24 protein-coding genes and 1 pseudogene are annotated in these 23,783 nt (G+C 72.9%); 15 read left to right on the forward strand and 10 right to left on the reverse strand.

The features are described from left to right. Together DV20_RS11395 and DV20_RS11400 are read right to left on the reverse strand one after the other, a co-directional pair. Positions 1 to 957 carry an N-acetylglucosamine kinase gene (locus DV20_RS11395; RefSeq protein WP_043779192.1) on the reverse strand — a complete coding sequence of 319 codons (957 nt, stop codon included), beginning with the start codon at positions 955 to 957 and terminating at the stop codon, positions 1 to 3. A gap of 1 nt (position 958) precedes the next feature. Next, positions 959 to 2,089, reverse strand: a complete 1,131-nt coding sequence (locus DV20_RS11400) for an SIS domain-containing protein (RefSeq protein ID WP_043779196.1) — start codon at positions 2,087 to 2,089, stop codon at positions 959 to 961. 127 nt (positions 2,090 to 2,216) lie between these two features. Here DV20_RS11400 and DV20_RS11405 point away from each other — a divergent pair, with 127 nt between their 5' ends. The 10 genes from DV20_RS11405 to DV20_RS11450 all read left to right on the forward strand — a co-directional run bounded on the left by DV20_RS11405 (position 2,217) and on the right by DV20_RS11450 (position 12,730). Continuing rightward, the gene (locus DV20_RS11405; RefSeq protein WP_043779198.1) at positions 2,217 to 3,023 is read left to right on the forward strand and encodes a DeoR/GlpR family DNA-binding transcription regulator; all 807 of its coding nucleotides are present in this window, start codon (positions 2,217 to 2,219) and stop codon (positions 3,021 to 3,023) included. A gap of 91 nt (positions 3,024 to 3,114) precedes the next feature. Beyond that, entirely contained in the window at positions 3,115 to 3,930 is an 816-nt protein-coding gene (locus DV20_RS11410; protein ID WP_043779199.1) for an endo alpha-1,4 polygalactosaminidase, read from the forward strand. A gap of 206 nt (positions 3,931 to 4,136) precedes the next feature. Beyond that, positions 4,137 to 5,402 (forward strand): ABC transporter substrate-binding protein, encoded by a 1,266-nt coding sequence (locus DV20_RS11415; protein ID WP_043779200.1) that lies wholly within the window; start codon positions 4,137 to 4,139, stop codon positions 5,400 to 5,402. Between the two features lie 9 nt (positions 5,403 to 5,411). Beyond that, on the forward strand, positions 5,412 to 6,326 hold the full coding sequence (locus DV20_RS11420) for a carbohydrate ABC transporter permease (protein ID WP_043779202.1): 915 nt from the start codon (positions 5,412 to 5,414) through the stop codon (positions 6,324 to 6,326). Next, a complete protein-coding gene (locus DV20_RS11425) occupies positions 6,323 to 7,213 on the forward strand; it encodes a carbohydrate ABC transporter permease (RefSeq protein ID WP_043779203.1) in 891 nt (296 codons plus the stop codon). Before DV20_RS11420 ends, DV20_RS11425 begins: the two co-directional genes overlap by 4 nt. 33 nt (positions 7,214 to 7,246) lie before the next feature. Beyond that, positions 7,247 to 8,557: an alpha-glucosidase/alpha-galactosidase gene (gene melA, locus DV20_RS11430; RefSeq protein ID WP_043779205.1), complete on the forward strand. Its 1,311-nt coding sequence runs from the start codon at positions 7,247 to 7,249 to the stop codon at positions 8,555 to 8,557. A 70-nt stretch (positions 8,558 to 8,627) separates the two neighbouring features. Beyond that, positions 8,628 to 9,503, forward strand: coding sequence for a fumarylacetoacetate hydrolase family protein (locus DV20_RS11435; protein ID WP_043779208.1), 876 nt, complete (start codon positions 8,628 to 8,630; stop codon positions 9,501 to 9,503). Between the two features lie 207 nt (positions 9,504 to 9,710). After that, complete coding sequence (locus tag DV20_RS11440) at positions 9,711 to 10,124, forward strand: STAS domain-containing protein (RefSeq protein WP_051735924.1); 414 nt, start codon at positions 9,711 to 9,713, stop codon at positions 10,122 to 10,124. Between the two features lie 382 nt (positions 10,125 to 10,506). Then, positions 10,507 to 11,262 carry a GAF domain-containing protein gene (locus DV20_RS11445; RefSeq protein ID WP_043779211.1) on the forward strand — a complete coding sequence of 252 codons (756 nt, stop codon included), beginning with the start codon at positions 10,507 to 10,509 and terminating at the stop codon, positions 11,260 to 11,262. A gap of 13 nt (positions 11,263 to 11,275) precedes the next feature. After that, positions 11,276 to 12,730 carry a PP2C family protein-serine/threonine phosphatase gene (locus tag DV20_RS11450; RefSeq protein ID WP_051735897.1) on the forward strand — a complete coding sequence of 485 codons (1,455 nt, stop codon included), beginning with the start codon at positions 11,276 to 11,278 and terminating at the stop codon, positions 12,728 to 12,730. Positions 12,731 to 12,759: 29 nt separating this feature from the next. Here the strand turns inward: DV20_RS11450 and DV20_RS11455 are convergent, their stop codons facing one another. Next, positions 12,760 to 13,401 (reverse strand): TetR/AcrR family transcriptional regulator, encoded by a 642-nt coding sequence (locus DV20_RS11455; RefSeq protein ID WP_043779215.1) that lies wholly within the window; start codon positions 13,399 to 13,401, stop codon positions 12,760 to 12,762. A 95-nt stretch (positions 13,402 to 13,496) separates the two neighbouring features. Between DV20_RS11455 and DV20_RS46145 the strand changes: the two are divergent. From DV20_RS46145 to DV20_RS11470, 3 genes and pseudogenes are all read left to right on the forward strand, one after another. Continuing rightward, a pseudogene (locus tag DV20_RS46145) lies at positions 13,497 to 14,344 on the forward strand (LLM class flavin-dependent oxidoreductase). Continuing rightward, a complete protein-coding gene (locus tag DV20_RS46150) occupies positions 14,344 to 14,541 on the forward strand; it encodes a hypothetical protein (protein ID WP_200876396.1) in 198 nt (65 codons plus the stop codon). Before DV20_RS46145 ends, DV20_RS46150 begins: the two are co-directional and overlap by 1 nt. After that, on the forward strand, positions 14,538 to 15,173 hold the full coding sequence (locus DV20_RS11470) for an isochorismatase family protein (protein ID WP_051735901.1): 636 nt from the start codon (positions 14,538 to 14,540) through the stop codon (positions 15,171 to 15,173). Before DV20_RS46150 ends, DV20_RS11470 begins: the two co-directional genes overlap by 4 nt. Before the next feature lie 92 nt (positions 15,174 to 15,265). On the opposite strand, the gene DV20_RS11475 is transcribed toward DV20_RS11470, so the two are convergent. The 5 genes from DV20_RS11475 to DV20_RS11495 are packed head-to-tail and all read right to left on the reverse strand — an operon-like array spanning position 15,266 to position 19,943. Further along, entirely contained in the window at positions 15,266 to 16,072 is an 807-nt protein-coding gene (locus tag DV20_RS11475) for a hypothetical protein (RefSeq protein WP_043779218.1), read from the reverse strand. Next, positions 16,069 to 16,383 (reverse strand): DUF4387 domain-containing protein, encoded by a 315-nt coding sequence (locus DV20_RS11480; RefSeq protein ID WP_043779219.1) that lies wholly within the window; start codon positions 16,381 to 16,383, stop codon positions 16,069 to 16,071. Before DV20_RS11480 ends, DV20_RS11475 begins: the two co-directional genes overlap by 4 nt. Further along, positions 16,376 to 17,737 (reverse strand): acyclic terpene utilization AtuA family protein, encoded by a 1,362-nt coding sequence (locus DV20_RS11485; protein WP_043779221.1) that lies wholly within the window; start codon positions 17,735 to 17,737, stop codon positions 16,376 to 16,378. The genes DV20_RS11480 and DV20_RS11485 overlap by 8 nt, the downstream gene beginning before the upstream one ends. Before the next feature lie 5 nt (positions 17,738 to 17,742). Further along, on the reverse strand, positions 17,743 to 18,684 hold the full coding sequence (locus DV20_RS11490) for an NAD(P)-dependent oxidoreductase (protein WP_043779222.1): 942 nt from the start codon (positions 18,682 to 18,684) through the stop codon (positions 17,743 to 17,745). Then, positions 18,681 to 19,943 carry an MFS transporter gene (locus tag DV20_RS11495; RefSeq protein WP_043779224.1) on the reverse strand — a complete coding sequence of 421 codons (1,263 nt, stop codon included), beginning with the start codon at positions 19,941 to 19,943 and terminating at the stop codon, positions 18,681 to 18,683. The genes DV20_RS11490 and DV20_RS11495 overlap by 4 nt, the downstream gene beginning before the upstream one ends. A gap of 78 nt (positions 19,944 to 20,021) precedes the next feature. On the opposite strand from DV20_RS11495, the gene DV20_RS11500 reads away from it, so the two are divergent. Next, a complete protein-coding gene (locus DV20_RS11500) occupies positions 20,022 to 20,759 on the forward strand; it encodes a GntR family transcriptional regulator (RefSeq protein WP_043779225.1) in 738 nt (245 codons plus the stop codon). A gap of 290 nt (positions 20,760 to 21,049) precedes the next feature. Here DV20_RS11500 and DV20_RS11505 read toward each other — a convergent pair whose 3' ends face one another. After that, positions 21,050 to 22,144 (reverse strand): tartrate dehydrogenase, encoded by a 1,095-nt coding sequence (locus DV20_RS11505; protein WP_043779227.1) that lies wholly within the window; start codon positions 22,142 to 22,144, stop codon positions 21,050 to 21,052. A gap of 115 nt (positions 22,145 to 22,259) precedes the next feature. Between DV20_RS11505 and DV20_RS11510 the strand changes: the two genes are divergently transcribed. Further along, positions 22,260 to 23,168, forward strand: coding sequence for a LysR family transcriptional regulator (locus DV20_RS11510; protein WP_043779232.1), 909 nt, complete (start codon positions 22,260 to 22,262; stop codon positions 23,166 to 23,168). Here DV20_RS11510 and DV20_RS11515 read toward each other — a convergent pair. Then, entirely contained in the window at positions 23,119 to 23,778 is a 660-nt protein-coding gene (locus tag DV20_RS11515; protein WP_051735902.1) for a TetR/AcrR family transcriptional regulator, read from the reverse strand. The two genes, DV20_RS11510 and DV20_RS11515, sit on opposite strands and share 50 nt — an antisense overlap. Positions 23,779 to 23,783 lie beyond the last annotated feature (5 nt).

The following is a 23,783-nucleotide window of genomic DNA, read 5'->3' on the forward strand; positions in this document are numbered from 1 at the left end:
TCAGCGGGACAGGGGTGCGATCGAGTGGACCTGCTCGGCCCGCAACGGGTGTCCGTGCAGACGCGCCGCGTAGAGCGCGGCACCGATGTGCGGTTCCAGCAGCGGCGCACGGAGGTCGTATTCGAGGGACAGCGCGTCGCGGAACGACGTCAGCACGTGCGCCGACCCGAACACGCCCCCGGAGTACGACACCGGAACCCGGTGCGTGGCTTCGAATTCCAGCGCCGTCCGGCCGACGTCCACGAGCAGCGCGAGTTCCCGCCCGGCCGCCCGGAGCACCCCGGCCGCGGCCGCGTCGCCGGCGTCCGCGGCCCGGACCACGACCTTGCTCAGGCTCGCGATCCGGCCCCGGTCGCCGTGCCACCGGTTCACGACGACGTCGATCGCGTCGAAGTCGGCGGCGAGGCCGAGCGCCCGGCGCAGCTCTTCGACGAGCGGCCCGGCGGGCAGCCGCCCGTCGACCATGCGGCTGAACGCGTTCAGGCCCTGGATCGCGACCCAGTAGCCGGAGCCCTCGTCCCCGAACAGCTCGCTCCAGCCGCCACCCCGCCATTGCCTGCCGTCGTGTTCGCCGTAGGCGATCGAACCGGTGCCGGCGACGACGTTGATGCCGTCGACGGCCCCCAGTGATCCGGCCCAGGCGCAGATCATGTCGTTGCCGCAGCGGTAGTTCCGCGTCCCGAGGATCCGGGCGGGCACCTCGTCGAGCACCGGCACGTCGGCGCTGATCTCGCCGTAGGCCGGCAGGCCGAAGAACGCGTACGCGATGTCCGGGACCGCGATACCCCCGGCGGCGCAGACTTCGCCGATCCCCTGGCGCAACAGGGGTTCCACGATCCGCAGGCCTTCGCTCAGGTAGTACACGCTCGCGGTCCTGGCCTCCGCGACGACCCGGCCGTCCGGATCGACCAGGCAGAAGGCCGTCTTCGTCCCCCCGCCGTCGACACCGAGGAACACGTCAGCTCACCTCCGGAGGCGCGAACTCGTGGATGACCACGCCCTGCACGACGCGGTTCACTTCCCCTTCGGGGAACGGGTTGTCCGGGGTGACGCCCAGCGCGAGCGAGCACGCGAGCGCCGTGGTCTGGGCCGCGATGACGGCGAGCAGCGCGTGACCGGCGAGGGGGACGCCGGGTGGCGCGGGCACCGGCCAGATCCGGGCGCCGTCGAACTCTCCCGGGTCGCCGGCGCCCACCACGACCACCCGCTCCTCGCCCAGTGACCGCACCAGTTCGCGCGCGATGTCGACGTCGTAGGGCCGCGTGTGCGGATCGGTGGAGAGGAAGACCACGGCGATGGTGCGCTCGTCGAGCACCGACTTCGGCCCGTGCCGGAAGCCCAGCGCGGAGTCGGCGATGCCGACCACCTCGCCCCGGGTCAGCTCGAGGCACTTGAGCGCGGCTTCCCGCGCCAGCCCGCGCAGCGGCCCGGAGCCCAGGAACACCAGCCGGGCCGGCTTGGCGCCGGCGATCGCCGCCGCGTGTTCCGCGGCCGCGCCGATCACAGTGGACCCGGCGCGCGCCAGGGCCTCGACGTCGACCTCCAGCCCGAAGGCGAGCAGGGCGGCCAGTGCCATCCCGGTGAAGGACGAGGTCATCGCGAACCCGCGGTCGTTGACCTCGTCCGGCAGGGCGACCACGACGGCGTTCCCGGCGCCGGACCACCGCCGCGCCAGCTCGCCACCCGGGTCGCAGGTGATCACCAGGTGCCGCAGCCCGGGCGCCAGCCGGTGCAGCAGGTCCGCCGCCGCGACGGACTCGGGGCTGTTGCCGCTGCGGGCGAAGGAAACCAGCAGGATCGGCCGGTCGTCCACGACCACGGCGAGCGGGTCGGCGACGATCTCCGTGGTCGCAATCGCCTCGACCGGCCGGCCGAGGTGGCGGGCGAGATCGCGGGCCACGACCTCGCCGACGAACGCGGAGGTGCCCGCGCCGGTGAGCACGATCCGCCGGTCGGCCCCGCCGACGAGCTGCTCGATTTCCGGCCGGGCCCGCCGGACGGCGTCGGCCACCCGGCTCCAGGTGGCGGGCTGCTGCTCGATCTCCCGCGCGGTCCGGCTGTCGCCGGGCAACCGCCCGTTGCTGTGCATAGGTGCTTGCCTCCGATTTCCGGGTCGTCCTTCCGGAGACTCATCCGCGCCCCGGGCCGGGGGCAAGGTCCGGTGTCCAAACGCGCATTCGGAGTGAGCGTTTCGCCGGCTGTCGTAGGCTCGGCCCATGTCCACCCGGAAGAGGCGCACCAGCCGGGCCGAACGGCTCTCGGAGCTGCTGCGGGTGCTCGCGGACACCGGCGAGCTGCACGTGGGTGAGCTCAGCGCCCGGTTCGGCGTCTCCGCCGCCACGCTGCGGCGCGATCTGGCCAAACTGGAGGGACAGCGGCTGCTGACCCGCACCCACGGCGGCGCGCGGCCCCGGGGGCGCACGAACGAGGTGCCGCCGCCCTACCGGGAAAGCCGGTCCCGGGACGCCAAACGCGCCATCGTGCAGGCGGCGATCCGCACGCTGCCGACCGGACCGCACGTCATCGCCCTGACCGGCGGCTCCACCACGAGCGAACTCGCCAGGGAACTGCCGGGTCGCGCGGATCTGACGGTGGTCACGAACGCGCTGAACATCGCGATGGACCTGGCCCTGCACCCCCGGCTGAAGCTGGTCGTCGTCGGCGGCGTCGCCCGGCCCCAGTCCTACGAGCTGGTCGGCCCCTGGGCCGAGCACGTGCTGGCCTCGATCAGCGTCGGCACCGCGTTCGTCGGCGTGGACGGCATCGACGCGGCGGCGGGCATCACCACGCACGACGAGAACGAGGCCCGGACCAACCGCGCCATGCTCGGCCGGGCCCGGCGGGTGATCGTGCTGGCCGACGGCAGCAAGCTCGGGCGGACCACCCTCGCCCGCATGGGTGACATCCAGGACGTGCACGAAGTCATCACCGACTCCTCCGCCGCGCCCGACGCGGTTGTGGCGATCCGCCGGGCCGGCGTCCGGGTCACCGTGGTCGAAGCGGTGTCCGGAAAGGACCGGTGAAAACGCTCATCGGGAATGCGCGTTTGGTTGACCGCGGTGGTCGCGCTGCCTACCTTTCGCCGACAACAGCCCCGACGAAGATGGAGTCCGCATGAAGGGTCTTCTCCCCCGCCACGGCCGCCGCATCGCTTCGTTCACGGCGGCGGGCGCGCTGGCCGCCGGCACCCTCGCCGCGATCGCCGCCCCGGCCGCGGCCGCGGTCACCCTGCCGCCGAAGGCCGCCGGGTTCGACTACCAGATCGGCGGCGCCTACACCCCGCCGTCCGGGGTGCAGATCGTCAGCCGCGACGTCTCCGCGGCCCCGGCGAGCGGCAAGTACAACATTTGCTACCTCAACGCTTTCCAGGCCCAGGAAGGCCAGGACGGCGATTGGCCGAGCGACCTGCTCCTCCGCGATTCCAGCGGCACCAAGGTCGTCGACCCCGACTGGCACGAAACCCTGCTCGACCTGCGTACCGCCGACAAGCGCACCCGGGTCGCGGCGAAGGTCGGCAGCTGGATCGACACGTGCGCGTCGAAGGGGTACCAGGCGATCGAGCCGGACAACTACGACAGCTACAGCCGGTCCAGGAACCTGCTCACCACCACGCACGCGCAGGAGTACATCAAGCTCCTGTCGGCCCGCGCGCACAGCAAGAACCTCGCCATCGCCCAGAAGAACACCCCAGAGCTGGCCGGCAACCGGGTCGCCAACGGCCTCGACTTCGCCGTCACCGAAGAATGCGGCGAGTACGAGGAGTGCGCCGACTACGCCGGTCCCTTCGACAACCGCGTGGTCGACGTCGAGTACACCGCTTCGGGCATGAGCAAGGGCTGCCCCGAGTGGAAGAACACGATCAGCATGGTCCGGCGTGACCTGTACGTTGTGCCCCAGGGGACGAGCGGATACGTCCGCAAGACCTGCTGACAGCCCGCCTTGACACGTTCGATCGCGCTCGCTTTACTGCTGTCCACGTCGGGAGCACCGACGTCAGAGGTACGCCCAGCCGGTATGTCGGTTCCACCGCGAGCCCGGACCGAGTCGCCAGGACGCGAGAGTCCGAGGCGGGGTCGTGCCCACCATCATCCGGAGTCGGCGATGATGATCCTTTCCTTCCCCCGCAAGACGAGCTGATGGACCGCCGCGGATTCCTGCGCGGCGCCGGCGGCCTGGCCCTCGGTGCCGCGCTGGGCGGCTGCGGCCCGGCGCGGTCCGCCGGGGGCCCGGTCACGGTCGAGGTCTGGCACGGCCAGACCGACACCGGCAAGAAGGTCCTCGACGAGCTCGTCGCGGACTTCCACCGGACCCACCCCGGGATCCGGGTCGACCTCGGCGGCGGCGTCCTCGCCGACGCGATGCTCCAGAAGATCACCGCGGCGCTCGCCTCGGGGTCGTTCCCGGACATCGCCTACGTGTTCGGTTCGGACCTCGCCAGCGTGGCGCGCAGCCCGAGCGTCGTCGACGTCACCGGCCTCGTCGACGCGGGGCCCGGTTTCTGGGCCCCGGCCCGGGAAGCGGTCACCGTCAACGGCCGCGTCCGCGCGGTCCCGGCGCTGCTCGACTCCCTGGCCGTGGTCTGCAACAAGGAACTGTTCGCGAGGGCCGGGATTCCGCTGCCCGCCGCGGGCTGGACGTGGGCCGCCTTCGTCGAAACGGCGAAGAAGCTCACCGACGCGGGCAGCGGTACCTTCGGCACCGCGTGGCCCGCCACCGGTGACGAGGACACCGTCTGGCGGCTGTGGCCGATGGTGTGGGACCTCGGCGGCGACGTGATCGGCGCCGGCGGGCGCGGCATCGGGTTCGCCGACCAGGGCGTGCGTGCCCTGGAAGTCGTCCGCGACCTCGCCGCGGCGAAGGCCGTCTACCTCGACCCCAAGACCGGCAGCGAGCAGATGTACCAGGCGTTCCAGGCCGGGCACATCGGGATGGTCGCGACCGGCCCGTGGCAGCTGCCCGACATCACCGACGCCGGGATCGACTACGCGGTCGTGCCGCTGCCGAGCTTCAGTGGCCGTCCGGTCACCGTCTCCGGCCCGGACACCTGGACGCTGTTCGACAACGGCGAGGAACGCGTGGCGGCGGCCCGCACCTTCCTGGCCTGGCTGGCCGATCCGGCCCAGGACGTCCGCTGGGACGACGGCGCGGGCAGCCTGCCGCTGAGCCGCCGGACGCGGCAACTGGCCGCGTGGCAGGAGAAAACCACCGAGACCCCGGGCCTGCCGGTCTTCGTCGACGCGCTGGAGAACGCCCGCGTCCGGCCGGTGCACCCGGCCTACCCCCAGGTGTCGGCGGCGCTCGGCACCGCGATCGTCGCCGTGCTGCTCGGCCAGGCGACGCCGGCCGACGCGCTGCGCGACTGCGCCGCGGCCGCGAACGCCGCCCTGATCATTCCGCGATAGGGAGCCGCCATGCCCGGACTGCCGAGGCCCATCACCGTCCCACCGACACAACGCGGACCGCGCCGCGAAACCGCGACCGCCTGGGCCTACATCTCGCCCGCCGTGCTCGTCATCCTCGGCCTCGGCGTGGTGCCCGTCGCCTGGTCGCTGGTGCTGTCCTTCCAGGCCGATGACCTCGTCACTCCCAGCCGTTGGGTCGGTCCGGACAACTACGCCGCGCTGGCCCAGGACCCGCACTTCGCTCAGGCGGTCGGCAACACCGCGCTTTATACGGCGTTATACGTCCCGCTCAGCATCCTGTTCGGGTTCCTGCTGGCGCAGGCGCTGAACCGGCGCATCCGGCTGGTCGGGGTCTACCGGACGCTCGTGTTCGTCCCGTTCGTACTGTCGGCCACGGCCCAGGGCGTGCTCTTCTCGTTCATCCTCGACCCGCAGTTCGGCGCGGCCAACGCGCTGCTGCACCACCTCGGCGTGTCGCCGCAGGGCTTCCTGACCGATCCGGCGCAGGCGCTGCTGGTGCTGGTCGGCATCACGCTGTGGAGCGGCACCGGCTTCTGCGTCGTGGTCTACCTGGCCGCGCTGCAGGACGTCCCGCCGTCACTGGTCGAGGCCGCGCGGCTGGACGGCGCCGGGACGTGGCGCGTGCTGCGGCACGTGACGCTGCCCGCGGTCACCCCGGTGACGGTGTTCCTGCTGCTGTGGCAGCTGATCACGTCGCTGCAGGTGTTCGACCTGGTCTACGTGACGACCAAGGGCGGCCCGCTCGGCTCGACGACGGTCATCGTCTACTTCGTCTGGGAGCAGGCGTTCAAGAACTTCACCGCCGGCTACGGCGCGGCGTCGGCCTACGTGCTGGCGCTGGCCCTGCTGGTGGTCGTGGTCGCCGTCCGCCTGCTGCGCCGGCCGGGGAAGGCGCTGCGATGAAGGCACAGCCGGCCCAGCCCGCCCGGCTCGACGTGTCCGCGACCCGCGCCGCGCTGCCCGTGCTGCGCCGGCCCCGGCTGCCCTTCAGCCCCTGGCACCTGCTGCTCGTGCCGCTGGCGCTGGTGTTCGCGGCGCCCCTGGGGTGGCTGCTGCTCAGCTCGGTGATGAGCAACGCCGAGATCAACCGGTTCCCGCCCGCGCTGTGGCCGTCCCGGGTGGACTTCGCCGGGTACCGCTACGTCCTCGAGAACGCGCTGTTCCTGCGCTGGTTCACGAACTCGCTGATCGTCTCGGCGGTGACCGTCGTGTCGAACCTGCTGTTCGGCACGCTCGCCGGGTACGCGTTCGCGCGGATGCGGTTCACCGGCTCGCGGGCGCTGCTCGCGCTGATGCTCGCGACGATGGCGATCCCCTTCCAGCTCACCATGATCCCGACGTTCCTGGTGATGAAGCGGCTCGGCCTGATCGACACCCTCGGCGCGCTCATCGTGCCGTCGCTGGTGACGCCGTTCGCGGTGTTCCTGCTGCGCCAGTTCTTCCTGTCGCTGCCCCGCGAACTCGAAGAGGCGGCGTGGATCGACGGCTGCTCGCGGCTGCGCGTGCTGTTCACCATCGTGGTGCCGCTGTCGCGGCCCGCGCTGAGCACGGTGGCCGTGCTGACGTTCCTCAGCACGTGGAACGACCTGACCTGGCCGCTGATCGCGGTCAACCACGACACGACCTACACGCTGCAGCTGGGGCTCACCACGTTCCAGGGCCAGCACCACACGAACTGGGCCGCGGTGATGGCGGGCAACGTCATCACCGTGCTGCCCGTGCTGCTGGCCTTCCTCGGCGCGCAGAAGACGTTCGTCCAGTCGATCACCTCCAGCGGGCTCAAGGGCTGACCCGCTTTCCCGCACCCCACCGATCGGATTCCCATGCCTGTCAAGATCACCTTCGTCGGCGCGGGCAGCGTCGTGTTCACCCAGGGCCTCCTGGCCGACCTGTTCGCCTACCCGGAGCTGGACGGCGTCCGCGTCGCCCTGCACGACATCGACCCGGAGCGGCTGGCGACCGCGCTCGCCGCGGCCCACCGGATCGCCGCCGCGCGCGGCGTCAAACCGGTGCTCACCGCGCACGCGGACCGCCGGGAGGCCCTGTCCGGCGCGGACTTCGTCGTGAACATGGTCCAGATCGGGATGGCGGCGGCGACGCGCACCGACTTCGAGGTCCCGGCGCGCTACGGCCTGCGCCAGACCATCGGCGACACGCTCGGCATCGGCGGGATCTTCCGCGCGCTGCGGACGTTCCCGTTCCTCAAGGTGCTCGGGGACGACATCGCCGACGTCTGCCCCGGGGCGTGGCTGCTGAACTACACGAACCCGATGGCGATGAACGTCCAGTACCTGAGCGAGGCCACCGGGCTGACCCGGGTCGTCGGGCTGTGCCACTCGGTGTACTGGACCGTGCACGGGCTCGCCGAGCTCGTCGGGGTGCCGTTCGACGAGGTCACCTACGTCGCGGCCGGCGTCAACCACCAGGCGTGGGTGCTGCGGTTCGAGCACGCGGGCGCCGACCTCTACCCGCGGCTGCGGGAGCTGGCCGAGTCCGACGGGCAGCTGCGGCGGCGCGTCCGGTTCGACATGCTGCGGCGGCTCGGCTACTACCCGACGGAGACCAGCGAGCACTCCGCCGAGTACGTGCCCTGGTACCTCAAGCACGACACCGAGATCGAGCGCCTGCGGTTGCCGATCGGGGACTACCTCGGCATCGTCGCGGAGAACGAAGCCGAGTACGAACGGACCCGCCGGGCGCTCGCGGCGGACGAGCCGCTGCCCGTGGAAGGCACGGGCGAATACGCACCGCAGATCGTCCACAGCATGGTCACCGGCACCCCGCGGACCGTCTACGGCAACGTCGTCAACCGGGGCCTGATCGAGAACCTGCCGTCCGGCGGCGTGGTCGAGGTGCCGTGCCTGGTCGACGGCACCGGCGTCCGGCCGACCCGGATCGGCGCGCTGCCGCCGCAGCTCGCGGCGCTCAACCGGACGTATCTGAGCGTCGACGAGCTGGTGGTGCGCGCGGCCGTCGAGAACGACCCGCACCACATCCGCCACGCGGCGATGACCGACCCGGCCACGGCGGCGGCGCTGCCGGTCGAGCGGATCTTCGAGCTGTGCGACGACCTGGTCCGCGCCCACGGCGACCGGCTCCAGCCCGGGCTGCACGCCGTCCTCGGCAGTCGTTGACCACCGCGCTGGGCACTCCGTAGGTTCGGAACCGGACGTGGTCCAGTGCCGCCGAACGAGGAGGTCCGGGATGAGCCACCTGGTGCGATTCACCGACGGAACCGGCGACGCCCGGGTCGGCGTGCTCACCGGCGAGCGGCTGCGGCCGCTCGCGGTGCCGTCGATGAGCGACCTGCTGCGCCGCCCTCTGGCGGAGATCCGCGAGCTGGTCGAGGCGGCCGGCGAGCCGGTGTCCGCGGCCGGGGCGCGCCTGCTGCCGCCGCTGGACGGTCGGATGGAGGTGTGGGCCGCCGGGGTGACGTACCTGCGGTCCGAGGAGGCCCGCCGTGAGGAGAGCGCCGACGCGGACGTCTACGCCCGGGTGTACCGCGCCCAGCGGCCGGAGCTGTTCTTCAAGTCGTCCGCGTGGCGCGTGGTCACCGACGGCGAGCCGATCGCCATCCGCGCCGATTCGGCCAACAACGTGCCGGAACCGGAACTCGGCCTGCTGCTGACCGGCGCCGGGGAGACCGCCGGGTACGTGGTGGTCGACGACGTCAGCTCCCGCAGCATCGAAGGCGAGAACCCGCTCTACCTGCCCCAGGCCAAGATCTACACCGGTTCGTGCGCGGTCTCGGCGCGGGTGCGGCCGGCGTGGGAGGTTCCGGACCCGCTGGCCCTCGCCCTCCGCATGCGCATCCTGCGCGACGGGCACGAAGTGTTCGCCGGCGAATCCGCCACGGCCCAGCTGAACCGCAAACCGGCCGAATTGGTCGAATACCTGTGGCGGGACAACGACTTCCCCGACGGCGCCGTGCTCTCGACGGGCACATCCGTGGTCCCGGGCCTCGATCTCGGGCTGCGGCCGGGAGACGTGGTCGAGATCGAGATCGAAGAGGTCGGCTCGCTGCGCTCCCCCGTGGTGCTGGGCGCGGAGGAGGTGCGCCGCGCGCTCGCCGCCCGCTGACGGCCCGGCGCCCGCGAGCCCGCCCGGTCCCGGGCCGGCCGTCGCCGGTCAGCCGGCCCGCGAACGCCGGTTTGCCGCGCCGCCGGGTCGGGTAGCCCCCGACGACGGCCCGCATCGGGCCGACCGGCATCCCTGATCAAGGACGGTGTCCGCGATGACCGACAACTTCTCGAAGGGGCCCTGCGGCGGGTCGGGGAGGTGGCGGTCGTGAGGGAATCTTTCCGGCCGGAACGTCTGGAAGTGGCGCAGTCGCACCGGGATTCCGACGTGGTGATCCTGGTGCTCTACGGGGAACTGGACGCCGGGACGGCACTGAAGCTGGAACAGGCGGCCGCCCAGCTGTTCGCCGCCGAACACCCGCCCGAGGTGCTGCTCCTGGACCTGTCCGGGCTGTCGTTCCTGTCCGTGGCCGGTGCGCGGGCGATCCACACCGTGCACGAGAGCTCCGGAACGTCGCGCGTGCGCGTGGTCACCGGCAACGGGCCGGTGGTGCGGGAGTTCCTGCACGCCACCCGCTTCGACGCGGTCCTGGACTGCTACCGCACCCGCGTCGGGGCGATCGCCGCGGGCAGCCGGGCCGAATTCGTCAGCCAGGTGAAGGCCATCTGGAACGCCGGCTGACCACACCGCCCCGCGCGGAAGGCGGTCGACGGCGCGCGGCCTGACGTGCCGTCGGGCCGAACGGCGGCGCCGCGAGGAACGGGGTCCGCGAGCGGCCGTCGTCGAGCTGCCCGGCCCGGCCGGTTTCCGGCAGGGCTGCCACGGCGGTGTCGCGGGGCTCGGCATGTCGACTTGTCCACCCGGGTGCCCCTTCCCGGTCGGCCGCCTGGAGGCCCCGTACCTCATCGAGACCGGGCGCGTGCCGCCGTCGGCCGCGGCCCTCCCAGCCGGCCGTCAGCGGTGCCCGGCCGCGCGCACCGAGCTGGTCCGGTTGAGCGACGCGAAACCGGGTAGCCGCGCCGGACCAGGGCAGCAGACCCGAGCGCGGAGGGAGGCGCCGGCGATGACCTCGGATCTCCCGCGCGCGAGCGAACCGCCGGCGATCGAAGAGCTGACCGCCGGGCACCTGGCCGCGGTCTTCGCGCGGATGTCCGGCTTGCTGCTGTCGGCCGAGAAGGTGGACACGGCCCTCAAGCTGATCACCGCGCTGGCGGTCGAGATGGTGCCGGGAACGACCGGCGCGGGCCTCAGCCTGCTGGACCGCGACGGTGCGCGGATGACCGCGGCGGCCACGGACGAGGTCGTCGAGCGGGCCGACGCGCTGCAGTACCGGCTCGGGCACGGCCCGTGCCTGACCGCGTGGGCGGACCGGGTGGTCGTCAGAGCCGACGATCTCGCGGTGGACGAACGGTGGCCTGCCTGGTCGCGACCGGCGGCCGAGCTGGGGTTGCGGTCGGCGTTGAGCGCGCCGCTGGTGGCCGGCCCCGAGCCGCTGGGCGCGCTGAAGGTCTACGCCGTTCCGCCCCACGCCTACGGGGAGCGGGAGGAGCACCTGCTCACCATGTTCGCGGCGCAGGCGGCCATGCTGATCGGCAACGTGCGGACCGCCCAGGACGCCGAGCGCGCCAGTGCCCACGTCGCGGAGGCCCTGCGGGGCCGGGAGGTCGTCGAGCTGGCCAAGGGCATCATCATGGCGCGGGACCGCGTGGACGAACGCGCGGCGCTGCTCACCCTGGCGCAGCTGGCCGGCCAGGAGCGCGCCACCGTCCGCCACACCGCCGAGCGCCTGGCCCAGTCCACCGTGCGACGGCTGCGATGAGCGGTGGACTCCCGTGAAGGACGATCGGCAGGCCGAGCAGCAACGCAGCCTGGCGCTGGCGTTCAACCGGGCCGAGCTGTCCGTCGAGGACCTGTGGCTGCGGTACTTCGGGCTGGGCGGCGAGACGGGGTTCGTCGACGTCGACGCCTACCTGCACGGGTTGTCCGACCTGCCACCGCTGGAACGCGACACCCTCGCCCTCGCCGTCAACGAACGCCTGGACGAGCTGACCTGGTCCCACCGGGCCGGCTTCAGCCGGGAGATCCGGGACAGCGTCCCGAGAACCGCGCCGTTCGCCGCGCTGGTGCGGCTGCTGGAGGGCACCGAACTCGCCCCACCCGACCGGCTGGCCGGCGTGACGGCCGCCGCCGCCACCGCGCTCGGCGTGCGGATCGGCGTCTACCTCGTCGATCACGGCCAGCGCCGCCTGCACCCCCTCCCCGGCAGCGCGCCGGGACGCGAGGCGCTCGACGTCGACACCACCCTCGCGGGACGCGCGTTCCGGCAGATCCAGATCCTCCCGTCGGAGGCGCCCGGCCGGCCGCGCCTGTGGGTGCCGCTGCTGGACGGCGCGGAACGCCTCGGCGTCCTCGAGGTCGAGGCCGGCGAGGTCGACGACCTGTACGACCCCGGCCTGCGCGTCCAGTGCCGGTGGCTGTCCATGCTGCTCGGACACCTGGTCGTGCTGATGTCGCAGTACGGGGACGAACTGGACCGGATCCGGCTGCGGACCCGGCGGACGGTCGACGCGGAACTGGTGTGGTCGCTGCTGCCGCCGTTGACCGCCGGCGTCGACAGCTTCGTCGTGACCGGTGTCGTCGAACCCCGGGACAGCGTCAGCGGCGACGCCTTCGACTACGCGCTGTCCGAGACCACCGCGAGCCTGCTGGTGCTGGACGCGGTCGGGCACGACCTGCGCAGCGCCCTGATCGCCGCCACCGCGCTGTCCGCCTACCGCAGCGCCCGCCGGGCCGGTCACGGCCTGTTCGAACAAGCCAGGCTGATCGACGAGACCATCGGCGGTCACTTCGGCGACGCCGCGTTCGCGACGGCCGTGCTGGCCGAACTCGACCTCACCACGGGGCGCCTGCGCTACCTCAACGCCGGCCACCCCCGTCCCCTGGTCATGCGCGCCGGGAAGATCGTCAAGCCGCTGGCCGCGGGCCGGTGCCTCCCGCTGGGCCTCGGGCTGGGTGAGCTGCGGGTCGGCGAGGAGACGCTGGAACCGGAGGACTGGCTGGTCCTCTACAGCGACGGCATCACCGAAGCCCGGGACCACACCGGCGAGTTCTTCGGCGAACCGCGCCTGCTGGACTTCCTGCGCCGCGAGGCCGCCGCGGGCAACCCGCCACCGGAAACCGCCCGCCGGCTCACGAAAGCCGTGCTCGCCCACCAGAACGGCGAACTGCAGGACGACGCCACCGTCCTGCTCGCCCGCTGGACGCGCCCGTCCCGCGTCACCCCCTGACGGTTCCGCGGGCCGACGGCCCGCCTGGCTCAGCCGCGTCCGCCGGCTTCCAGGGCCTGGTAGAGCTCCCGGGGCGGTGGCAGCCCCGGCAGCGGGCCGGTGTTGCCGGCGGCGCAGGCCTGCAGGAGGAAGCCGACGAGCCGGTCCGCCGCCGCGGCCAGTGCCGGGGTTCCGGCACGGGTCACCCCGGCCGTGGCCAGCATGATCAACGGCAGGTCGTGCGGGGAGAAGTCCGGGCGCAGGCCGCCCGCCTCCTTGGCCCGGCGCACCAGGCGGATGAACGCGCGCAGGCCGCGCTGGCGTTCCGATTCGAGGACCTCGACCCCCGGGAACATCGTCGTCAGCACCTGGCCGAACCCGCGGTCCCGCTGCGGGATGCGGCAGACGTACTCGATGAAGCCGCAGAACGCCCGCCACGGGTCGGGGTCGGCCGCCGCGGCGGCCGCGGTGTCCGCGTAGGCGGTCATCGAGGCGCCGAAGACGGCCGCGATCAGGTCTTCGCGCGCCGGGAAGTTGCGCGCCAGGGTCGCGATGCCGACGCCGGCGCGCCGGGCCACCTCGCTCATCGGCACGTCGATGCCGGTCTCGCCGAACGCCGCGGCCGCGGCGTCCAGCAGGCGACGGCGGTTGCGCGCCGCGTCCGCGCGGGGCCGCCGGGGGCCGGGTGCCATGGCTCACTCACCCCGATCTGGAAGAGGTCTTCCGGATAGCGTACCGTAGCGGAAATGGAAGACCCCTTCCAGTTTTCGAGACGGCGGGAGCGGCGATGAGCGTCGAGATCGGCGTGGCGACCCTGGGCGACCGGCAGCCGCGGACGGTGGACGGCCGGGAGGTGACCGAAGCCGCCCGCCTCGCGCAGATCGTGGACCTCGGCGTGCAGGCCGACGAGGAAGGTCTCGACGTCTTCGGCGTCGGCGAGCACCACAGCGGGGACTTCGCCGTGTCGTCGCCCGTGCCCGTGCTCGCCGCGGTGGCCGCGCGGCCACCCGGATCCGGCTGACCAGCGGCGTGACGGTGCTGAGCGTGCACGACCCGGTCCGGGTGTACCAGGACTTCGCGACGCTGGACCTGCTCAGCGGCGGACGCGCCGAGATCACCGCCGGGCGCAGCGCCTACCCGGAACCCTTCGCGCTGTTCGGGGTGGACATCGCGCGCTACGACGAAGTGTTCGCCGAGAAGCTGGCGTTGCTGCTGCGGCTGCGCGAGGAACCCGTGCTGTCCTGGCGCGGCCGCGATCGGCCGCCGCTGGACCGGGCGGTCGTGGTGCCGCGCAGCGAGTCCCTCCCGGTCTGGATCGGCGCGGGCGGCTCACCGTCGAGCGTGGCGAGAGCCGGCGCGCTCGGGCTCCCCTTGATCCTCGGCTACCTGGGCGGCGACCCCGGCCACCTGCGGCAGCTGGCCGGCCTCTACCGCGCCGCGGACGGCAAGCCGGCCACGGCGACCGGCTCCGGGTCGGGGTCGCCGCGCACTACTTCGGCGCGGCCTCCGCGGCGGAGGCGGCCTCGACCTACCGCCACTACCACGACTTCCTGCGGCCCAAGCGGCCCGGCGGGAGCGGGTACGCCGTGTCGCGGCCGGACTTCACCGACGGCACCGGACCGGACCGGCCGCTGATGATCGGCACCGCCGAGCACGTGGCGGAGAAGCTCGTGCGCCTGCACGACGTCGTCGGCTACGACCGCGTCCAGCTGCTCGCCGACTGGGGTGGCCTGCCGCCCGGGCGGGTGCGCGAGTCCGTGCACCGGCTCGGCCGCGAGATCGCCCCCGCCGTCCGCGCCGCCATCGATCCCACCCGGAAGGAACCGGCATGAACCTCGAACCCCTGTCTCCCGACAACGCGACCGTCGTGCTCGTCGACCACGCCGTCGGCTTCGCGAACCTGCTGCGCTCACACGATCTGCGCGAGCACGTGAACAACGTGGCCGGCCTGGCCAAGACCGCGAAGCTCTACGGCGCCGGCCTGGTCGTCACCAACGGCGAGCCGGCCAAGCCCTCCGGGCCGCTCTACCCCGAGCTGCTCGCCGTGCTCGGCGACCAGCCGGTCATCGAGCGCGCGACCGCCTTCGACGCGTTCCTCGACCCGGCCTTCCGGGCCGCCGTCGAGGCCACCGGCCGCCGCCGGCTGCTGATCGGCGGGATCGCCACCGACGGGTGTGTCCTGCAGACGGCCCTGGGCGCGCTGCGCGCCGGCTACGAGACGTACGTGGTGGCCGACGCGACCGCCAGCACGAGCAAGGAAGCCCACGACACGGCGATCCAGCGCATGGTGCTGTCCGGCGTCGTCCCGGTCACCTGGTGGTCGATCGCCGCGGAGTTCCAGCTGGAACCCCGCTTCGCGGACTCGCCGATCCGCACCCGGCTGATGAGCGAGTTCCAGCCCGCGATGACCATGAGCGGCCGCACGTTCTTCGCCGGCGTCGCCCAGGGGCGCAGCGCCTCCTGACGGGTCGTGGCGTACGGCGGCGGACGATATCCGGGGTCGGAGAAGCCCTCCAGATCAGGCTGTACGGACAGGGGCCCCTTTCGCAAGGTGTCTCATTCGGACAGAAGACGGGCGAAGAAAGCGGTGACCGGCGGTCGTGTTCCCGCGGCGCTGTGGCCCACGCCGGGGACCACGACCTTCTCCACGGCGGTGCCGTGGCGGCGCAGGCTCTCGGCGAGCCGGTCGAGCTGTTCCGGCCGGCTGTGGCCGTGGTCGCCCATGGCGGCCAGGTCGGCCCGCCCGTCGTCGTCGCCGCCGATGACGAGCAGGACCGGCACCCGGGCGACCGCGCCGGGATCCACGGTGACCCCGAACCGCTGCCGGGTGTCGCCGGTGCCTTCCGGCCAGGCGCGCGAGTCGTCGAGCAGCGTCACGCCGCCGGGGGCGCCGACCGCGACGGCGGCGACCCGGTCCGGGTGGAGGTACAGGAAGCGGTGGGCGAACTGGCCACCGCCGGAGTGCCCGCACAGCAGCACGCTGCCGACGCGCGCGTTCCACCGGAACCGCACCTGCTCCAGGATGTCCAGCAGCACGAGGTCGAACCGGATGCCGTGGGCGTCGAGCAGCTTGTAGCCGTCGACGTCGTCCGGATCGTCGATGCCGACCGGGAACAGCGGGATCACCACGATCAGGCGGTGGCGTTCCGCGAAGGGGATGAACCCCTCGCGCAGCTCTCCGACGCTGCGGCCGGTGCCGTGCACGGCCACCAGCACCGGCAGTTCGGCGTCCGGGGTCCAGCTCGTCGGCACGTAGACGCAGTAACTGCACCGCGGCTCGCCCGGCGCGGCGAAGAAGGGCGAGCGTTTGGTCAGCAGCCGGCGGCCGGGGTGGGTGGCGGGCAGGTCCGCGACCCGGATCACGAGCGCTCGATCGGCAGGCGGGCGAGCGGAACGTGGTGCTGTCCCGCATGAACGTCGCGGTCCCGGAGCGAGCCCTGGCCGACCGGGCGCGGGAAGGAGATCTTCACGACGTTGAGCGACGGGATCCGGAACAGCCGGACGCTGCCTTCGTCGACGCGGTAGAGCTGCGCGATCACCCCCGCGTCCACCAGGTCCGCCGCGATGCGGTAGCCCTGTTCGTCGCGCATGAACAGTTCCATGGTGACCCAGAACGGGCCCGCGTTCTTGGAACGGACCTCGTGGGCGAGATCCGCCAGAGTGCGCTCAGGCATGGGTCTTCTCCCCCGGTTCGGTGCGGAACAGCTCGGCGGGATCGGCGCAGTCGACGACGTGGTTCAGCGCGAACTCGTACGCCGCGCCGCGCTCGATCTCCGCCGGGGAGAACGGGAACGCCAGGCTCGGCAGGTAGTCCATCCCCGGGGCCGGCAGGTGCAGCATCAGCGGGTTGGCGACCTTGGCGATCGCCGTGGCGGTCGCCTGGTCCGGGGCGTTGACGAGCAGCATCACCCCCACCTCGCGCGGTGGCCCGCTCTCGGGTTCGAGGTCGTCCAGCACCGCGTTGTGGCCGTAGAGCCGGAGGTCGAAGGCGTACTCGTCGTCCGCCAGCTCCAGCGTCTGGCGCACCCGCTGGGCGATCAGCGCGCGCATCAGCTCCGCCCAGGCGTCGACGTCCGCGAGGATGCGGGGGTCCCGGATCGCCGAGAACGACACCGTTTCGTACCCGGTGATCCGGGCGCCCTCCAGTTTGATCGTGTACTGGCCGGCGACGTGGAACCGCGAACCCTCGACGCGGACGATCCGGTCGTCGACCGCCGTGTACCGCGCGTCCCGGACGTCGAGGGTGCCCGCGGGCTCGCGCATTTCGAACGGGTCCGCGGTCTCGTAGAGCATGTGCGCGGCCACCGAAATCGGCGTGCACGACACCGCGGGGTCGAGCGGCTCGATGGTGAAGCCGTCGGCGTCGATGGTGGCGAGGACCCCGCCCGCGCGCGGGTTGCTCGTGCACTGACCGCCGCATTCGATGATCTTCGCCGCGTGCCACGTGGGTCCGGCCGGCATGCCCATCATCAGCGGGTAGGCGGCCGCGACCGCCGTGTCGGTCGCGCGGCCGGCCAGCACGACCTGGGCGCCCGCGCGCAGCGCCTCGACGATCGGTTCGTGGCCCATCGCCCCGACGATGTGCGTGCAGCTTTCGAGGGTCTCGGCGTCGAGCTCGCCCAGGGGCGGCAACGGGTGGATGCGGTCCAGGTACTCCTTTAGGCCGGCGGCGTTCTGCTCGCTGTAGATCCGGGCGATCCTGAGGTCCAGGCCTTCTTCCGCCAGCACCCCGGCGGCGATCCCGGCGACCCAGTCGACGCCGGCGTCGGTCCCGCTCGTGCCGCAGGAGCCCACGATCACGGGAATCCCCGCGCGCGCGGCGGCCGTGAACAGGCTGCGCAGGTCACGCGCCACCGCCTTGGCCGTCGTCTTGGCCGTCGCGGCGCCGAGGTAGTACGGGCCGGAGTCGGTGGACCCGCCGTCGATGCTGATGACGTCGGCGCCCAGGGCGATGCCGCGCTCGACCGTCGCGTGGTCCCAGCCGGCGCCGAGCATGCCGCTCGGCGCCAGGACGCGCACTGTCTCCATGTTCCTCATTTCTCTCCGTTGACCACGAACCGGCCCCGGCCCGCGAGGGCGGCGACCAGTTCCTCCGCGCCGCGCCGGCCCGCGGCCCGGCGGGCTTCGGCCGTCTGCCCGGCCAGGTGGGAATAGACGACGATCCCGGGCACCCCGCGCAGCGGACTGCCCTCGGGCAGCGGCTCTTCGCGCACGACATCGAGCGCCGCGCCCGCGATTTCGCCGGTGCGGACCGCCGTGACCAGCGCATCCTCGTCGACGATCGCGCCTCGGGCGGTGTTGACCAGCAACGCGGCCGGCTTCATCAGCTTGAACGCCGAAGCGTCCAGCAGTCCGCGCGTCCGCTCGGTCAGTGCCGTGTGGACGGATACATAGTCCGAAGTAGACAGTAGCTCGGGCAGTTCGACGAACCGGACGTCCGGACCCCGCAGGCGGGACGTGCAGAGGACGGTCATGCGGAAGGCGCGTGCCAGCGGGACCACCGCCCGCGCCGAGGCCCCGAAGCCGATGAGGCCGAGGGTCGAACCGCGCAGTTCGTGCCCGTCCTCGCGCGGCCAGTCCCCCCGCGCCACCCCGGAAGCGGACTGCACGAGCCGCCGGGCCCCCGCGAGCAGCAGGCCGAGGGTGTACTCGGCCACGGCGTTGGCGTTGACGCCGGGCAGGGTGCTGACCGTGATCCCGAGCCGGGCCGCGGCGGAGACGTCGATGGAGTCGTACCCCACGCCGGTCCGCACGATGACGCGCAGCCGCGGCGCGCGGGCGAGAACGTCTCCCGTCAGCGGTTCGTTGGCCACCAGGGCCGCGTCGATGCCGGCGAGGGCGGTCACGAGGTGCGCGGGATCGCGACGGCCGGTCATGGGCAGGTGGACGGTTTCCAGGCCCGCACGCGTCAGGAACAGGTCGACGTCGTCGCCGGGACGCAGGTAGTCCGTGGTGATCAGCACGCGCCCGGTCACAGCGCACGCCCCGTGGCCGACCGGCGCTGCAGGACATCGACGCGCGCGACCGCCAGCACGGCGAGGAGCGCGACGGCCGCGACGTGGAGCAGCAGCAGGGGCCAGCCGGTCAGGTCGACCAGGCCGCCGATCAGCGCCGGGCCGAGGAAGCCGCCGCCCACCCAGCCGACGGTGTAGAGCCCGGTGTAGGTCCCGACCACGCGGGTGGACGGGGCGAGGTTCCACAGCACGACGACCGCGTTGACCAGGAACGCGGAGGCTCCCGCGGAGGCCACGCAGAGGCCGGTGACGACGCCGGCGGGGGTCGCCACCGCGGTGCCGAGCACCATGCCCGCCGCGAAGACCGTCATCCCGACGGCCATCACCCGCAGCCGGCCGAAGCGTTCGGCGAGCCTCGCCACCGGGTAGGCGGCCACGATGAAGGCCACCCCGCTGGGCAGGGCCAGCCCGCCCGCCTCGCCACGGGACAGGCCCAGCACCTCCATCCCGTAGGGCGTGATGAGCGCCCGCGAGGCGGCCCACGCGCCGCCGAAGAGGAGGATCGCCACGATGAGCAGCAGCCGGCTGCGGTCGCGGTCCCGGACGATGTCGAGCACGGTGTCCCGCACCCGGGCGGTGGGTGCGGCCTGTTCGCGTTCCTCCTCGACGGCGCTCCGGTAGGCCGGCGACCGGCTGTCCCGCACGTTCGCGGCCAGCACGACCAGGGACACCACCATCAGGACCGCGGGGATCGCGAACGACAGCTTCGGATACGTGTCGATCAGGAAGATGCTGATCAGGGCCGCGACCAGCACGGTGAGACTGGCCGCGATCTTGACGACCGCGTTCGCGCGGCTGCGCCGCTCGGGCGGGACGAAGTCCGGGAGCAGGGATTCGGCGATCGGCTTGAACGAGTTCGCGACCAGCGCGTAGCCGAACATCGTCAGGATCAGCAGCGGGAGCGACGCCGCGGCGTGCGGGATGAGCAGGAACAGCAGCGCCGCCACGGGCATGCCGACGACGAGGTACGGGATCCGCCGGCCCCACGAGGTCCGCGTGCGGTCCGACCGGTTGCCCATCCACGGCTGGAGGAAGATGCCGAGGACGTTGTCCATCCCCATCAGCAGGCCGATCAGCGCGGCACTGCCGAGGTGCTCGCGCAGCAGCGGCGGCACCTGCGAGTCGTAGAGGTTCCACGTCGACTCCTGCGCGAAGACCGCCAGAGCGACGAAGAACGTGATCCGCCCGGTCCGTGCGCGGGTGCTCGACGTCGTCGTCATGCCGGTCAACCTACTTTTGCTATAGCAAGAACGTCAAGTAACTCTTAATAGCTTTGTTGTGGCAGATACAGTGACGCCATGGCGAGTGAGACGTTGAAGGGCCTGACGGCCGAGACGCTGGCCGACCGGGCGTACCGCGCCATCCGCGACGCGGTCACGACCGGCGAGCTGCGGCCGGGGCAGAAGGTCACCGAACGCGGGCTCGCCGAGCGGCTGTCGGTGAGCCCAACACCGGTGCGCGAGGCCATCCGGCGCCTCGAGCAGGACGGCCTCCTCGAGCGCACCGGACCGCGGACGGTCCAGGTGACGGCCGTCGGGGACGCCGCGATCCAGGACCTGGCCGAGGTGGAGGTGGCCCTGCGGGGCATGGTGGCCCGCTTCGCCGCGCGGCACGCCTCCCCGGCCCAGCTGGACCAGCTCGACGCCGTGCTCGACGAAGCCGACGACCTGCTGATCGTCATCAAGCAACGGCAGCAGGCCGGGCAGGAGGTGGCCCGGCACCTGGACCGGCTGCTCGACGCCATGCAGCGCTTCAACGAGGGCGTCGAGGCGTGCGCCCACAACCCGGTGCTCGTGCGCCTGCTCGGCCAGACGCGGGTGTTCTCCTGGCCGGAGCGGCGGGCGCGGCTGATCGAGCGCATCGCCGAGGACGACCGGTTCGGCCTGGATCGCTACGGGAGCCACCGGGCGCTCGTGCGCGCGTTGCGGGCAGGCGACTCGGCGGCGGCCGAGGCACTGGTCATCGAGGACGCCCGGGGCGGGCTGAGCGACCTGCTCGCCGCGCCCGCCACACCGGCGACCGCCGACCGGACGTGAGCGGTCGTCCCCGCCCGAGGTCGGCGGCGCTCAGCGCCGGGGTGCCGCCGGTGTCGGGGAACGCGCTGCCGTCCCGGCGGCCGTCTTCGGCCGGGACCGGCTCCGGCCAGCCCGAAGCCGCTCACGCCGCCACCCGCGACCCAGCGGCCATCTTCGGCCCGGAACCGCTCCGGCCGGACCGCCAGACCGACCGGGCCGAAGCCGGGCCGCGCCGCCACCCGCGACCCAACGGCCATCTTCGGCCCGGAACCGCTCCGGCCGGACCGCCAAACCGGCCAGGCCGGAGCCGCTCATGCCGTCACCCGCGGCCCGGCGGCGATCCGCGCGGCGATCGCCGCGCCGAGGCCCTCGGTCGTTCCCGGTCCGCCGAGGTCGGGGGTGAGGGCGCCGGGCTGCTCGTCGAGCACGCTTTCGATCGCGGCGACGATCCGGGCGGCGGCGGACGGCTCGCCGAGGTGGTCGAGCATCATGGCGCCGCTCCAGATCTGGCCGATCGGGTTGGCGATCCCCCGCCCGGCGATGTCGGGGGCCGAGCCGTGGACCGGCTCGAACAGGCTCGGCCAGGTGCGGTCCGGGTTGATGTTGGCGCTCGGCGCGATGCCGATCGTGCCGGTGCAGGCCGGCCCGAGGTCGGACAGGATGTCGCCGAAGAGGTTGCTGGCCACGACGACGTCGTACGCCTGGGGCCGGAGCACGAACTTGGCCGCGAGGATGTCGATGTGGTCCTTGTCCGCGGTGACTCCGGGGTAGCGGGTGGCCATCTCGGCCGCGCGCTCGTCCCAGTACGGCATGGAGATCGAGATGCCGTTGCTCTTGGTCGCCCAGGTCAGGTGCCTGCGCGGCCGGGCGGCGGCGAGGTCGAAGGCGTAGCGCAGGACGCGGTCGACGCCGGTGCGGGTCATCACCGTCTCCTGGAGCACGGTCTCCCGGTCGGTGCCCTCGAAGATCCGGCCACCGATGCTGGAGTACTCGCCCTCGGTGTTCTCGCGGACGACCAGGAAGTCGATGTCCCCGGGCCCGTGGTCCCGCAACGGGCCGCGGACCCCGCGCAGCAGCCGGACCGGCCGCAGGTTGACGTACTGGTCGAAGCCCCGGCGGAACCGCAGGAGGCTGCCCCACAGCGAAACGTGGTCGGGCACCACCTCGGGCCAGCCGACCGCGCCGAAGAAAATCGCGTCGAAGCCGCCGAGCACGTCCTTCCAGTCCGGCGGCAGCATCTCGCCGTGCCGCGCCCAGTAGCCGGCGCAGGCGAATCCGAACTGGACGGTCTCGAGCTCGAACCCGTGGGCTTCGGCGGCCGCTTCCAGGCACCGCAGCCCTTCCGGGACGACCTCACGGCCGATGCCGTCACCCGGGACGACCGCGATGCGGTAACGCTGGGACACGAGGTGCTCCTGTCGATCCGGTGGGGGTGCGCTTCCACCCTGATCCGCGGGGAACGCCACGACAAGAGCGCCTGAGGCAACCTATCCTTTCGGTCAGGGAAAGGCAGGTGCCGCGATGACCACCCCGATCGACGACCTCCGCTTCTTCCACGTCGTCGCGTCCAGCGAGACGCTGACGGCGGCCGCGCGCGAGCTGCAGTGCTCGCTCCCGGTGGTCAGCAAGCGCCTCAGCGCACTGGAACGCCGGCTCGACGCCCGGCTTGTGAACCGCGGCACGCGCCGGCTCGCGCTGACCTCCGAGGGCGAGCTGTTCGCCGCCCGCCTGGAGACGATCCTCGACCAGGTGCGCGAGCTCGAGGACCTCGTCACCCACCGCTCCGCCGAGCTGCGGGGATCCATCGTGGTCCAGTCCACCCTCGGCCTCGGCCGCGCCCACGTCGCCCCGCTGCTCGGCGAGTTCGGCGCGCGGCACCCGCAGCTGAGCGTCGAGCTCCGCACGTCCGCACTCCCCCTGCGTCCCCACCGGCGCGAGTTCGACCTGGCCGTCCACGTCGGAACCCCGCCGGACTCCTCGCTGCGCATGCGCCGGCTGGCGAAGAACCGCCGCGTGCCGTGCGCCGCACCGTCCTATGTGGAACGCCGGGGGATGCCGACGCGGATCGAGGACCTGACCGATCACGACTGCATCGTGCTCCGCGAGAACGAGGGCGATTTCGCCCTGTGGCGGTTCGGGGACGCCCGCAGGCCACGGCAGGTGCGCGTGCGCGGCCGCCTGTCGAGCAACGACGGCGACGTCGTGACCGGCTGGGCGGTGCGGGGGCACGGGGTGATCATGCGCTCGGAGTGGCAGGTCCGGTCCCACCTCGCCGGCGGCACCCTGGTCCGGGTCCTGCCCGACGTGCCGACACCGCCCGCCGACATCTACGCCCTGCTGCCCGGCGACGTCCACGTGCCCCGGCGGATCACGGACCTGCTCAGGTACCTCGCCGCACGGCTGCCGGACCGGATCGCCGGCCACCCGTGACCGTGCCGGGCCGGCGTGCGGGCGGCCGTGGCGGGCCTGCGCGGCGCAGACCGTCGATGAAGACCGCGACGATGCGCTGGTTGAGTTCGGGCTCTCGCCCGGGGACCGGCTGCGACAGCTGGGCGAGGGCGTGCAGGAGGTCCTCGGCGCCGATGTCGTCGCGAACCGTGCCGTCGGCCACCGCGGCGTCGAGCAGCACCGCGAGGGCCGGGCCGAGCCGCCGCAGGAAGTAACCGGGCAGTTCCGCGAAGGCCGGATCGCCCGAGTGCAGCGCCGCGGCGAGTCCGCGTTTGGTCGCGAGCAGCGCGGTGAAGCGGTGGATCCACCGGGTGAGCGCCTCCGCCGGCTCGTGCGCCGCGCTCAGGTCCGGGCCCGCGTCGGCGACGGCGTCGATCCCGCTTTCCACGACCGCCTTGACCAGGTCGGAGCGCTGCGGGAAGTGCCGGTACAGCGTGCCGACCCCCACCCCGGCCAGGTCGGTGATCTCCTTCGCCGGTGCGTCCACGCCGGAGGTGGCGAAGACGGTCCCCGCGGCCTCGATCAACGCGTCGACGTTGCGCCGCGCGTCGGCGCGACGCCGGCGCGCCGGAGCTGCCCCGTTCTCGGACACACATC

Source organism: Amycolatopsis rifamycinica (genome assembly GCF_000695625.1).
Classification (GTDB): Bacteria; Actinomycetota; Actinomycetes; order Mycobacteriales; family Pseudonocardiaceae; genus Amycolatopsis; species Amycolatopsis rifamycinica.

Coding starts and splice junctions, on each gene's coding strand:
- DV20_RS11400 (WP_043779196.1), bottom strand. CDS start 2,089: ATGCACAGCAACGGGCGGTTGCCCGGCGACAGCCGGACCGCGCGGGAG.
- DV20_RS11405 (WP_043779198.1), top strand. CDS start 2,217: ATGTCCACCCGGAAGAGGCGCACCAGCCGGGCCGAACGGCTCTCGGAG.
- DV20_RS11410 (WP_043779199.1), top strand. CDS start 3,115: ATGAAGGGTCTTCTCCCCCGCCACGGCCGCCGCATCGCTTCGTTCACG.
- DV20_RS11415 (WP_043779200.1), top strand. CDS start 4,137: ATGGACCGCCGCGGATTCCTGCGCGGCGCCGGCGGCCTGGCCCTCGGT.
- DV20_RS11420 (WP_043779202.1), top strand. CDS start 5,412: ATGCCCGGACTGCCGAGGCCCATCACCGTCCCACCGACACAACGCGGA.
- DV20_RS11425 (WP_043779203.1), top strand. CDS start 6,323: ATGAAGGCACAGCCGGCCCAGCCCGCCCGGCTCGACGTGTCCGCGACC.
- melA (WP_043779205.1), top strand. CDS start 7,247: ATGCCTGTCAAGATCACCTTCGTCGGCGCGGGCAGCGTCGTGTTCACC.
- DV20_RS11435 (WP_043779208.1), top strand. CDS start 8,628: ATGAGCCACCTGGTGCGATTCACCGACGGAACCGGCGACGCCCGGGTC.
- DV20_RS11445 (WP_043779211.1), top strand. CDS start 10,507: ATGACCTCGGATCTCCCGCGCGCGAGCGAACCGCCGGCGATCGAAGAG.
- DV20_RS11455 (WP_043779215.1), bottom strand. CDS start 13,401: ATGGCACCCGGCCCCCGGCGGCCCCGCGCGGACGCGGCGCGCAACCGC.
- DV20_RS46150 (WP_200876396.1), top strand. CDS start 14,344: ATGATCGGCACCGCCGAGCACGTGGCGGAGAAGCTCGTGCGCCTGCAC.
- DV20_RS11470 (WP_051735901.1), top strand. CDS start 14,538: ATGAACCTCGAACCCCTGTCTCCCGACAACGCGACCGTCGTGCTCGTC.
- DV20_RS11480 (WP_043779219.1), bottom strand. CDS start 16,383: ATGCCTGAGCGCACTCTGGCGGATCTCGCCCACGAGGTCCGTTCCAAG.
- DV20_RS11485 (WP_043779221.1), bottom strand. CDS start 17,737: ATGGAGACAGTGCGCGTCCTGGCGCCGAGCGGCATGCTCGGCGCCGGC.
- DV20_RS11495 (WP_043779224.1), bottom strand. CDS start 19,943: ATGACGACGACGTCGAGCACCCGCGCACGGACCGGGCGGATCACGTTC.
- DV20_RS11500 (WP_043779225.1), top strand. CDS start 20,022: ATGGCGAGTGAGACGTTGAAGGGCCTGACGGCCGAGACGCTGGCCGAC.
- DV20_RS11510 (WP_043779232.1), top strand. CDS start 22,260: ATGACCACCCCGATCGACGACCTCCGCTTCTTCCACGTCGTCGCGTCC.